Source organism: Streptomyces sp. NPDC001135 (genome assembly GCF_053598395.1).
On the sequence record NZ_JBSFKD010000033.1, the window covers coordinates 22,810 to 33,575 of the forward strand.

General features: G+C 72.8%; 11 protein-coding genes. 6 read left to right on the forward strand and 5 right to left on the reverse strand.

Annotation, left to right across the window (positions count from 1 at the left end; translation table 11 throughout):
* Nucleotides 1–266: 266 nt before the first annotated feature.
* Together ACWC94_RS32185 and ACWC94_RS32190 are read right to left on the reverse strand one after the other, a co-directional pair.
* On the reverse strand, nt 267–473 hold the full coding sequence (locus ACWC94_RS32185; RefSeq protein ID WP_041665012.1) for a DUF5999 family protein: 207 nt from the start codon (nt 471–473) through the stop codon (nt 267–269).
* Nucleotides 474–751: 278 nt separating this feature from the next.
* On the reverse strand, nt 752–1,354 hold the full coding sequence (locus tag ACWC94_RS32190) for a hypothetical protein (RefSeq protein ID WP_450800809.1): 603 nt from the start codon (nt 1,352–1,354) through the stop codon (nt 752–754).
* Between the two features lie 581 nt (nt 1,355–1,935).
* On the opposite strand from ACWC94_RS32190, the gene ACWC94_RS32195 reads away from it, so the two are divergent.
* Together ACWC94_RS32195 and ACWC94_RS32200 are read left to right on the forward strand one after the other, a co-directional pair.
* Complete coding sequence (locus ACWC94_RS32195) at nt 1,936–3,453, forward strand: glutamate--cysteine ligase (protein WP_450800810.1); 1,518 nt, start codon at nt 1,936–1,938, stop codon at nt 3,451–3,453.
* Between the two features lie 167 nt (nt 3,454–3,620).
* Nucleotides 3,621–4,442, forward strand: coding sequence for a CPBP family intramembrane glutamic endopeptidase (locus tag ACWC94_RS32200; RefSeq protein ID WP_450800811.1), 822 nt, complete (start codon nt 3,621–3,623; stop codon nt 4,440–4,442).
* Nucleotides 4,443–4,990: 548 nt separating this feature from the next.
* On the opposite strand, the gene ACWC94_RS32205 is transcribed toward ACWC94_RS32200, so the two are convergent.
* Entirely contained in the window at nt 4,991–5,803 is an 813-nt protein-coding gene (locus ACWC94_RS32205; protein WP_450800812.1) for a PhzF family phenazine biosynthesis protein, read from the reverse strand.
* 244 nt (nt 5,804–6,047) lie between these two features.
* Nucleotides 6,048–6,362, reverse strand: coding sequence for a putative quinol monooxygenase (locus ACWC94_RS32210; RefSeq protein ID WP_450800813.1), 315 nt, complete (start codon nt 6,360–6,362; stop codon nt 6,048–6,050).
* A gap of 248 nt (nt 6,363–6,610) precedes the next feature.
* Here ACWC94_RS32210 and ACWC94_RS32215 point away from each other — a divergent pair, with 248 nt between their 5' ends.
* Nucleotides 6,611–7,237 (forward strand): PadR family transcriptional regulator, encoded by a 627-nt coding sequence (locus ACWC94_RS32215; protein ID WP_450800814.1) that lies wholly within the window; start codon nt 6,611–6,613, stop codon nt 7,235–7,237.
* A 73-nt stretch (nt 7,238–7,310) separates the two neighbouring features.
* On the opposite strand, the gene ACWC94_RS32220 is transcribed toward ACWC94_RS32215, so the two are convergent.
* On the reverse strand, nt 7,311–7,739 hold the full coding sequence (locus tag ACWC94_RS32220) for a type II toxin-antitoxin system Rv0910 family toxin (protein ID WP_450800815.1): 429 nt from the start codon (nt 7,737–7,739) through the stop codon (nt 7,311–7,313).
* Between the two features lie 272 nt (nt 7,740–8,011).
* On the opposite strand from ACWC94_RS32220, the gene ACWC94_RS32225 reads away from it, so the two are divergent.
* The 3 genes from ACWC94_RS32225 to ACWC94_RS32235 form a co-directional block, all read left to right on the forward strand.
* Entirely contained in the window at nt 8,012–8,581 is a 570-nt protein-coding gene (locus ACWC94_RS32225; protein ID WP_450800816.1) for a Clp protease N-terminal domain-containing protein, read from the forward strand.
* Between the two features lie 72 nt (nt 8,582–8,653).
* Nucleotides 8,654–9,661 carry an EamA family transporter gene (locus ACWC94_RS32230; protein ID WP_450800817.1) on the forward strand — a complete coding sequence of 336 codons (1,008 nt, stop codon included), beginning with the start codon at nt 8,654–8,656 and terminating at the stop codon, nt 9,659–9,661.
* A gap of 190 nt (nt 9,662–9,851) precedes the next feature.
* Nucleotides 9,852–10,766: DMT family transporter (locus tag ACWC94_RS32235; RefSeq protein WP_450800818.1), on the forward strand; the 915-nt coding region annotated here is incomplete at its 3' end.

A 10,766-nucleotide genomic window follows, 5' to 3' on the forward strand; every position in this document is an offset into this window, starting at 1 on the left:
CACGAGGGGCGACCCTGCACTGTCCCGCCGCGGCTTCCTGGCGGCTTCCGTGGCCGCCGGGCTCGGGGTGAGCGCACTGAGCGGCTGCGGCGGGCGCGGGCCTGCCGTGGGACGAGCAGCTGGACCCCGAACCGGCGTACCGGGCGCCAGGGGGCGCTGCGACAGCGTCCGGTTACCGCCTGTAGCCGCCCCGGGACACAGGTCGGGGCCGGTGCGCACGGGATGTGTGCGGCCGGCCCCTCGGGTCGCTCTCGCTCTCGCTCCGCTCAGGCAGCGGTCATCACCTGCTCCGCACCGAGCGGACGGTGCGGAGCGATGACCCTGCCGTCGGGCAGCAGCTCACCGGTGTCCTCGAAGAGCAGGACGCCGTTGCACAGCAGACTCCATCCCTGCTCCGGGTGGTGCGCCACGAGACGGGCGGACTCCCGGTCGGCGGACTCGGCTGGTGGACACGGCGGCTGGTGCTGGCACATGGGCGGGATCTTTCGCTCTGTCGTGGTCATGGCCGTCCCCCCGTGGTGATAAGTCGGTCGGAACCCAGTGTTGCCCTCCGGGCGGCATTCCGCAGGGATTTCGCAGCACCGCTTCTCACTGGTTCATGACGCGTCACCCGCCCGGACGGTTCAGTCGAAGTGCACTGTCACTTCGGGTGGTTCGCAGTGGCCGGATAGGGCTAGTCCATGCAGGCCAGGCCCGCTGACATGGGCGTACCCCGCTTGCCTTGCGGGCAGCGGGGTACGCGCGGCGTGCGTCAGGCGGCGGGCGAGTCGAGCACGGGCGGCCCGAGCAGGGGAAGGGGAGTCGCACGATGGGTCAGCACCGGAAGCAACTCGGTCACCGGGAACGGCCGGTGCGCCGGTATGCCGGGCGGGGTCGGCGCCAGCGGGACGAGCAGGTCGGTGCCCACCGGGTGCCCCTCGGCTCCGTCGGCGGTGAGGTCGCCGTGCAGCCACAGGGTGAGCATGTACAGGCCGGGCACGGACAACAGCCTTGCCTGGTACGGCTGTTGCAGCGCCTCGGCCTGGTGCAGGGCGCGCTCGGTGGAGGCGACGTACGGGCCTTCGAAGAAGTGCGAGAAGGCCCAGCCGTCGGGCGTGAGCATGGTCTCCGCCGCGGCCACCGCCCGGTCGCCGCAGCGGATCAGGAAGCGCCAGCCGGCCAGCCGGGTCGCGGACAGGCCCTGGGCGGTGATCCGGTCCAGCACGTGCACCGGCAGCGGGAGTTCGGGTGTCGTCGGGCCCTGCGCGGCACGCAGGGAGGGGGTGCGGGCCTCACGGACCGCGGTGGGGGAACCCAGGGCGGTCAGGACGGAGCGCAGGGCAGGCGCGGGGGCAGGGGGCACGTGCAGCGGCATGTGGGTCGCCTCTCTCGTACGACAGGCGCGACGGCGCGAGGAGGGATGGGGCGAGGGGTGGGGCGGACGGCGCTGTCTGCTCACGCAAGGCCGGAAGGGGTGAGGCCCGGGTCGGTGAACAAGGGTGCGGCTCGGCCTGCCGCCCGTCATGGGACGGCCTGAACACGGCAGGAACCAGGACCGAGGGTGTCACCCTTCTGCCTTGTGGGCGAAGTTTATACGACGCGTGTTCGGCCGATGTTTCGTCTATCCCATTTCCGGAAGCCCCGCAAGGCGGTAATACGCCGCAGATTTGCGGGACTCCTCCCGATTTCCCGCCCGCCTGCCGCCGCTGACCTCGTCATACGCGCCGGTAACGGTCGGCCGAATGTCATCGGCGTTTTTCACGAGGCGATGCGGGCACCCGAAGGTGCAGGCTGCGGCATGCCTCGTGAATGTGCCGCGGGGAACATTTCGAAAGAGTAGCGGGCGCCCGGCCCGCACGGGACGTTATCGATCGCTTCCGCTGGGCATCATCCCCCCTGACCCGGGAGCCCCGGCGGCCGGATCGCCGGCCCGCCCATCCGAGGAGGGACACTTCGATGGGGGAGAAGGTCGTGGCAGGGCAGTTCGACCTGTCCGATCGCCAGCGCTACCGTGAAAAGCTCCAGAAGTGCCTGACGGGACTGGAGCGACTGCTGCGCGAGAAGCGATTCGACCGTCCCAAGAACCTCATGGGAGTCGAGATCGAATTGAATCTCGCCGGGCCCGACGGTATGCCGAAAATGTTGAACGGGCAGGTACTGGAGCGCATCGCGAGCCGCGATTTCCAAACAGAACTCGCCATGTTCAACCTGGAAGTCAACATCGCGCCGCACCGCTTGGGCGGCCGGGTATTCGACCGGCTCGCCGAGGAACTGCGCACCTCCCTGGCCTACGCCGACCGCAAGGCCGCAGAGGTGGACGCGGGCATCGTCATGATCGGCATCCTGCCCACCCTCGACCGCGACGACCTGGTCTCCTCCAACCTCTCCGAGGTCGACCGCTACACCATGCTCAACGAGCAGATCGTGGCCGCGCGCGGCGAGGACTTCCGGCTCGACATCGAGGGGGTGGAGCACCTCGTCTGCACGTCCAGGTCGATCGTCCCGGAGGCCGCGTGCACCTCTCTGCAGCTGCACCTCCAGGTCACTCCGGCCCGGTTCGCGGACGTGTGGAACGCGGCGCAGGTGGCGTGCGCCGCGCAGATCGCCGTCGGGGCCAACTCGCCGTTCCTGTTCGGTCACGAACTGTGGCGAGAGTCCCGGCCGCCGCTGTTCCTGCAGTCCACCGACACCCGCCCGCCGGAACTCCAGGCGCAGGGGGTGCGTCCGCGCACCTGGTTCGGTGAGCGCTGGATCAGCTCGGCGTACGACCTGTTCGAGGAGAACCTGCGCTATTTCCCCGCCCTGCTGCCGATCTGCGACGACGAGGACCCGCTGGAGGTCGTCGAGGCGGGCGGCACACCACGACTCGCCGAACTGGTGCTGCACAACGGCACGATCTACCGCTGGAACCGGCCGGTCTACGGCATCGCCGACGGCGTCCCGCACCTCAGGGTGGAGAACCGGGTGCTGCCGGCCGGGCCGACCATCACCGACGTGATCGCCAACGCGGCCTTCTACTACGGCCTGGTGCGCGCCCTGGCCGAGGACTCCCGGCCGGTGTGGACCCGGTTGCCCTTCGCGGCGGCCGAGGCCAACTTCGACGCGGCGTGCCGGTACGGCATCGACGCGCGGTTCGTGTGGCCCCGCCGGGCACGCTACGGCGGCACGGGCGAGGTCGACGCCGTCACCCTGGTCCGCGACGAGCTGCTGCCGCTGGCCTCGGCCGGGCTGGAGGCGTGGGGCGTGGAGGCGGCCGACCGCGATCTCTACCTGGGCGTCATCGAGGAGCGCTGCCGGCGCCGGGTGAACGGGGCGTCCTGGCAGGCGGCCACGTTCCACCGGGCGCTGGAGCAGGGGCTGACCCGCGAGGCGGCGCTGGCCGCTACGACACGGAGGTATGCCGAGCTGATGCACGTGGGGGAGCCGGTGCACACGTGGCCGGTGGGGTTGCCGGAGGCGGTTCCTCTGGGATGAGAGCCGGTGGTGCCCGGACGGAGCGTGGTGCAGGCCGCCGCTCCCCGCCGTAGTCGCCGCGGGCCGTCGTGTCGGGCGGCGACCGCGGCGGCGGGCAAGGACGGGCGGACGCTGCCGGCGGATCTCCGTCTGCGATCCTTGCGAGGCAGAGGTGGGCCCGTGGGCCCATGAGCCGGCTGGAGGCAGGGGTGCAGGTGGAGACTGACTCGTTGGCTGATCCGGGGGTACGGGAGCGCGACCCGCGCCGGGTCCTGCGGGACGAGACGCTGCTCGTCCTGGGGCTCTCGCTCGGAGCGAGCGGGGTCTCCGCGCTGATCAGCTTCGTCGGCTCGGTCACCAAGCCGGGTGGCCTGAAGGACCAGGCCGCCACCCTCAACGCCTCGGCCGCGCCCGGCCGCCCCTGGCTGGACCTGGCCTGGCAGCTGTTCGGTATCGCCACCGCGCTGGTCCCCGTCGCCCTCGTCGCCCACCTGCTCATGCGCGAGGGCGGCAGCCTGCGCACCCTCGGCTTCGACCGCACCCGCCCCTGGCCCGACCTCTCCAGGGGCGCGGGCGTCGCGGCCGTGATCGGCAGCACCGGCATCGCCTTCTACCTGGCCGCCCGCGGCCTCGGCTTCAACCTCACGGTCGTCCCCGAGGCGCTGCCGGACGTGTGGTGGAAGTTCCCGGTGCTGATCCTGTCCGCCCTGCAGAACGCGATCCTCGAAGAGGTGATCGTGGTCGGCTATCTGCTGCGCAGGCTGGGCCAGTTGGGCTGGACCCCCGGGACCGCGCTGGTGGCCAGCGCCGTGCTGCGCGGCTCGTACCACTTCTACCAGGGCATCGGCGGTTTCCTCGGCAACATGGTCATGGGCGTGGTGTTCGTGTACCTGTACCGCCGCTGGGGGAGGGTCGGCCCGCTGGTCGTCGCGCACTCCCTGCTCGACATCGGGGCGTTCGTCGGCTACGCCCTTCTCGCGGGCAAGGTCGGCTGGCTGCCGACGGCCTGAACACCGACACCGACCGGACCGGCGGAGGCGGACGGGCCGCGGCCCCGCGTCCTCCACGGGGCCGCGGCGCAGGGAGCCGCCGCTCGTATCCTTCACGGGGCCACGGTGCAGGGGCCGCTGCTCGCATCCTTCACCGTGCCAGGGTGCAGGCGGTCCCCCGCGAACCTTCACCGTCCCGGGAAACAGGCGGTCACACTCGCATCCTTCACCGTCCCGGGGGCGCAGGCGGTCCCTCACATGCTCCGCGGGCCGCGGCGCGGGTGGGTGCCGCCGGCTTCCTTCAGTGGTCGACGGTGCAGGCGGGCCGCCGTCGTGCGTCCTCGAGGCGGTCGCGGTGCAGGCGGCCGCCGCCCGCGTCTCTCACTGGCTCGCGGGCACGCGGAGCCCCCCGCATCATCCGCGGGTTGTGGCGCGGGCGGGTGCCGCCGGCTTCCTTCAGGGGCCCATGGGGTCAGTGGCCCATGGGTGCGGGTGGGGCGCCGCAACCTGCTCCGGTACGGAAGCAGGCAGCCGGCCCCCCATCCGCCGGATCACGGCGCGGTGTCCGTTCAGGCGAGTAGTTCGCCCTCGATGACCGTGGTCGCGCGGCCCGTGAGCAGGGTGCGGTCGCCGCGCAGGCCGGTGCGGACCAGGCCGGTACGGCGGGAGGCCTGCAGCCCGGTGAGGTCTTCGCGGCCGAGGCGCGCGGACCAGTGCGGGGCGAGCGCGGTGTGGGCGCTGCCGGTGACCGGGTCCTCGTCGATGCCGACGTTCGGGAAGAAGCAGCGCGAGACGAAGTCGTAGCCGCGGGAGGCGTCGTCGGCGCGGGCGGTCGCGATGATGCCGCGCGCGGAGTAGCCGCCGAGGGACCTGTGGTCCGGTGCGAGGCCGAGGACCGTCTTCTCGTCGGCCAGCTCCACCAGGAGGTCACCGACGTTCGGACCGGTGTCGAAGGCGGCGACCGGCTGCGCGCCTAGCGCCTCGGCGACCCCGGCGGGGATCTCGGCCGGGGTGAGCGGGGCGGTCGGGAAGTCGAGGGTGATCGAGCCGTCCTCGGCGGGAGTGGCGCTGAGTACGCCGCTGCGGGTGGCGAACCGCACCGGGCCCGCGTGGGCGCCGGTGGTGTGCAGGACGTGGGCCGCGGCGAGCGTGGCGTGCCCGCACATCGCCACCTCGGCGACGGGCGTGAACCAGCGCAGCGCCCAGTCCGCCTCGCCGCCCTCGGGGAGCCGGTGGGCGAACGCCGTCTCGGCGTGGTTGACCTCCATGGCGACGTTCTGGAGCCAGTCGTCGTCGGGGAAGACGTCGTCCAGGAGCACGACTCCGGCCGGGTTGCCGGCGAAGGGGCGGTCGGTGAAGGCGTCCACGATTCGAATGCGCATGACGCCGACGCTAGTGGCTGCGCCGGGCGCCGGCCCAAGGCCAATTCACGAACGCTGGCACGTTTCCCGCACACCGGCTGCATGCACCCGCGCCCACGGGGCGAGTCGCGCGATGCCGAACGCCGCCTCCGGCACGAAGAACTGTCGCGGCCCCGCCCGGTGCACCTGATCCCGGGCAACACCGAGGGCACGCGGGGGCGTTCGGCCGTGGTCGACCGGCGGCCCGCCGCTGGGCCGGTCCGGCTCAGGCGTTGGGCAGCCGGCCCTTCTCCGGCTCACCGGCGGGCACCGGCTCCAGCACGGCGACATCCATCGGGCCGTCCAGCTCGCCGGCGATCTCCGCACCCAAGGCGGCCAGGACCGGTCCGGCCGAGTGGGCGTCGAGGGCGGCCTGGTCGGCCCAGTTCTCCACGACAGTGACGCGGTCGTCGCCGGCGTGGACGGCGTAGAGCAGACAGCCGGGCTCGGCGTGCACGGCGGCAGTGTGCCGACGGAACGCCGCGAGCACCTCCTCCCGGCGGCCGGGCTTGGTCCGGAGGGTGGCGACGACGATGGGCACGGGAACTCCTCGGGTTCGGACCTGTCCGTATCACGGACACGATCTCGGTGGTCACAAGAACCCTATGTCAGCAGCTCTGTTCGGAGCCGTGGGGCTGGGCCCGGCCGGGGGTGGTGGGCTGCGCCGGCCCCCGGAACCGCCCGCGGGGAAGGGTCTTGTCTTGCGATCGGTTCCGATATATCGTTGAGGCATCGCGAACGATACGCGATGCAGACGTGACAGATCATCGAAGGAATGGAGTGATCGCGATGCGTACCCACGGATTCGAGCGTGGACACCGGCACGAGGGCCATGGCCTGCGCGGCATGGGCGGCTTCGACGGGCGGCGGGCCGCCTTCGGGCCCTTCGGTCCGGGCGGTCCGGGGTTCGGCCCCGGCGGACCTGGGTTCGGTCCCGGTCCCTGGGGGCCCCGGGGGCGCGGTGGCCCGAGGGGGCGGGCGCGGCGCGGTGACGTGCGGGCCTCGATCCTGGCCCTGCTCAAGGACCGCCCCATGCACGGCTACGAAATGATCCAGGAGATCGCCGAACGCAGCGGCGGCGCATGGAAGCCCAGCCCCGGCTCGGTGTACCCCACCCTCCAGATGCTGGAGGACGAGGGTCTGATCGCCAGCGAGAGCGAGGGCGGCAAGAAGCTGTTCGCCCTCACCGAGGACGGGCGCGCCGTGGCCGGCGAGGTCCCGGACGCCCCTTGGGAGGAGGCCTCGCGCGGGGTGGACTGGGAGGCGCTCGGTGAGATCCGCCAGGCCGGCTTCGGTCTGATGGAGGCCTTCGGGCAGGTCTGGAAGACCGGCAGCAAGGAGCAGCGGGACAAGGCACTGGCCGTCATCAACGAGGCCCGCAAGAAGCTGTATCTGATCCTCGCCGACGAGCACTGAGGCTCGCGGGCGGGGAAGGCGCCCCGCGCGGATCACCGCGCGGGGCGCCTTCGCGTGCCCGGCCCGCCGGGGCTCAGGCGACCAGGCCGGCCAGCTTGCGCAGCGACTCGTTCAGCGCGGCCGTCGCCGAGTCCTTCAGTTTGCCCGCCATCAGCGACACCGCGGCGCCGGTGAACTCGCCGTCGATGCGAACGCTCGTGGCGTCGCCGTCGGGGACGAGGGTGTAGCGGGTGGCGACCGTCACCGCCATCGGGCCCTTGCCCCGGATGGCGAACACCCGCGCCGGTTCCAGCTCCTCGATGGTCCAGTCGACCTCGGCCGGGAAGCCCATCAGCTTCATGTTCTCCTGGAACGTCCCGCCCACGGCCAGCGTGTCCGGCCCGCCCTTGGGGAAGCTGGTGTGGGTGGCGTTCCACTCGCCGTACGACGACCAGTCGGTGAGCCGGTTCCACACCTTCTCGGCCGGTGCCTCGATGCGTGCCTCCGCGCTGACTTCGGCCATGCGACCACCCCTTCGGATCCGGCGTAGCGGGCTACGGTGTCGCGGAACGTAGCCGTTGGGGCGTGAACATTCAATACTGATGAACCGTCAGGAACGGTGGGTGTCCGCAGGCGGGCGGACCCGGTACGCGTACGGGTCGCCGTTGGCCGGGGATCGCCCGGATCTCCTCCCTGAGGATGAGATCCGGGCGGGCGATGTCCACTCTGTGTGGGACGCAAAGATGGTTCCGCTCGTGGATGACTCGGCTCGTTGAGGCTGATGGGGTAGAGGATGTGCAACCCCGTACCGCCCGCCGGACCGCCCACGACGAGGCGGCCGCGCACATGGACGACGATGCCGCGCTCGGCGCCGAGCTGGCAGCGGTGGTCGCCGGTGCCCGCCGCAGGGCCGTCCGGGACGGCGACCGGCACATCGACACCGCGCATCTGCTGCACTCCCTGCTGGAACACGACCCCGAGGTGCGGAACGCCGTCGGCGGGCCGCCGCAGCTCGCCCGGCTGCTCGGCTACCTCGTGCAGCGCAGCATCGGCTACGGACTGCGCTGGCAGGGCAGCGTGGAGGACTCCGGTGCGCTCGCCGTCGTCCCCGCCGCGGTCGTCCGCGGCGTCCGGGACCCCAGGGACGCCGCCGGCTGGTCGCCCGCCGCGGCCGCCGCGCTGGCCGGTGCCCGCGAGCGCGCCCGGCTGCGCGGCGAACCCCGTGTCCACGGCATCGACCTCCTCGCCGCCCTCACCGCGGACCCCGCCTCCCGGGCCGTCGAGGTCCTGGAGCGCGCCGGGATCCGCGACCTGGACAGCCGGATCGCAGCCGGCGGAGGAGAGTACGACGGCGCCGCCCGCTGAGACCGCCCCCCGCGTCCAGCCCCTGAGACAGGTGTCAACGGGGGTGACGCTCATGTCGCCGCCTGTCATCATGTGCCGGTGCATACGTCAGAGAGCAGTCAGGGCAGCCGCGGCAAGGGCGTCGGGCTCGGTCTCGCGCTCGCCTCGGCGCTCGCCTTCGGCGGGTCCGGGGTGGCCGCCAAACCGTTGATCGAGGCGGGACTCGACCCGCTCGACGTGGTCTGGCTGCGGGTGGCCGGCGCCGCCCTCGTCATGCTGCCGCTCGCCGTGCGGCACCGTGCGCTGCTGCGCCGCCGTCCCGCGCTGCTCGCCGGGTTCGGCCTCCTCGCCGTCGCCGGGGTCCAGGCCTGCTACTTCGCCGCGCTTTCCCGGATACCGGTGGGTGTGGCGCTGCTCGTCGAGTACCTGGCTCCCGCGCTGGTGCTGGGCTGGGTGCGGTTCGTACAGCGGCGGCCCGTGACCCGCGCCGCCGCGCTCGGTGTCGTCCTCGCCGCCGGCGGCCTCGCCTGCGTGGTGGAGGTGTGGTCGGGGCTGAGCTTCGACGCCCTGGGCCTGCTGCTCGCGCTCGGCGCCGCCTGCTGCCAGGTCGGCTACTTCGTCCTGGCCGACCAGGGCAGCGACGCGGGCGACGAGGCACCGGACCCGCTCGGCGTCATCGCCTACGGCCTGCTCATCGGGGCCCTCGTCCTGACGGCCGTCGCCCGCCCCTGGAACATGCGCTGGTCGGTGCTCACCGGCTCCGCGCACATGAACGGCACCGCCGTACCGGCCCTCGCCCTGCTCGGCTGGATCGTGTTCGTGGCCACCGTCGTCGCGTACGTCACCGGTGTGCTGTCGGTGCGGCGGCTGTCCCCGCAGGTCGCCGGTGTCGTCGCCTGCCTCGAGGCGGTCATCGCGACCGTGCTGGCCTGGGTGCTGCTCGGCGAGCACCTGTCGGCGCCGCAGATCGCCGGCGGTGTGGTCGTCCTGCTCGGTGCCTTCATCGCCCAGTCGTCCACCCCGGCCAAGGGTTCCCCCCAGCCGGTGGCCGGGGGCGGCGGGGCCGAACGTGAGTTGTCGGCCCGCGGTACGGCCGCATAAGGTGCCGGTCATGCCGTCCACGCTCGTCCTTCCGCCCCCGGCCGCCTGAGGCGGGCCTCCGGGACACCAGCCCCGCGCGTGTGCGCCGGGCCGGACGGTGCTGCCCGCAGATGAAGTCCGCGCGTCCCGCTCCAGCGGGTCGCCCTCGAACTTCCGCATCCCCTGGGTTGCGTTTCTGCGGAGAGATCCCTTGACGACGTCGAACACTGCTTCTGGCCTGCCCGTCGGGCGTGGCCTGCTCTACCTGATCATCACCGGTGCCGCCTGGGGCACCGCCGGGGCCGCCGCCTCCCTGGTCTACCGGACCAGTGACATGGGCGCCTTCGGACTGTCCTTCTGGCGCTGCGCGCTCGGCCTCGTCCTGCTGCTCGCCGGACGCGGACTGCGCCCGCGCGCCCGCCCGGCCACCACCGAACCCCTGCTCCGCAGGACCGGCAAGGTCCTCGCCACCGGCCTCGGTCTGGCCGTCTTCCAGACCGCCTACTTCGCCGCAGTGGAGTCGACCGGACTGGCCGTGGCCACCGTCGTCACCCTCGGCGCGGGCCCCGTGCTCATCGCGCTCGGCGCCCGTCTGCTGCTCGGGGAACGGCTCGGTGCCGGCGGGGTGCCGGCCGTCGCCGGGGCGCTCGCCGGGCTGGCCGTCCTGACCTTCGGCGGCTCGGCCGCCACCGTGCGGCCCGCGGGTGTCCTCCTCGCGCTCGCCTCGGCCGCGGGCTACGGCACCATGACCCTGCTGACCCGCTGGTGGGGGAGGGGCGGCGGCGCCGACGCCTCCGGCACCACCGTGGGGGCCTTCGCGGTGACCGGCCTGTGTCTGCTGCCGTTCGCCCTGCACGAGGGCCTGCTCCCGCACACCGCCCACCCGGCCCGGCTGCTGTGGCTGCTCGTCTACATCGCCGCCGTGCCCACGGCCCTCGCGTACGCGCTCTACTTCGCCGGGGCGGCCGTCGTACGGTCCGCCACCGTCTCCGTGATCATGCTGCTGGAACCGGTGACCGCGGCCGTGCTCGCCGTCGCCCTGCTCGGCGAGCGGCTGACGGGGAGCACCACGGCGGGCACCCTGCTCCTGCTCGGCGCCGTCGCGGGCCTCGCCGTGGGCGAGGCC

Bases quoted from the DNA above. Each gene is read 5' to 3' on its own strand.
- ACWC94_RS32185 (WP_041665012.1), bottom strand. From the start codon at position 473: ATGTGCCAGCACCAGCCGCCGTGTCCACCAGCCGAGTCCGCCGACCGG.
- ACWC94_RS32220 (WP_450800815.1), bottom strand. From the start codon at position 7,739: ATGGCCGAAGTCAGCGCGGAGGCACGCATCGAGGCACCGGCCGAGAAG.
- ACWC94_RS32205 (WP_450800812.1), bottom strand. From the start codon at position 5,803: ATGCGCATTCGAATCGTGGACGCCTTCACCGACCGCCCCTTCGCCGGC.
- ACWC94_RS32190 (WP_450800809.1), bottom strand. From the start codon at position 1,354: ATGCCGCTGCACGTGCCCCCTGCCCCCGCGCCTGCCCTGCGCTCCGTC.
- ACWC94_RS32195 (WP_450800810.1), top strand. From the start codon at position 1,936: ATGGGGGAGAAGGTCGTGGCAGGGCAGTTCGACCTGTCCGATCGCCAG.
- ACWC94_RS32200 (WP_450800811.1), top strand. From the start codon at position 3,621: ATGAGCCGGCTGGAGGCAGGGGTGCAGGTGGAGACTGACTCGTTGGCT.
- ACWC94_RS32215 (WP_450800814.1), top strand. From the start codon at position 6,611: ATGCGTACCCACGGATTCGAGCGTGGACACCGGCACGAGGGCCATGGC.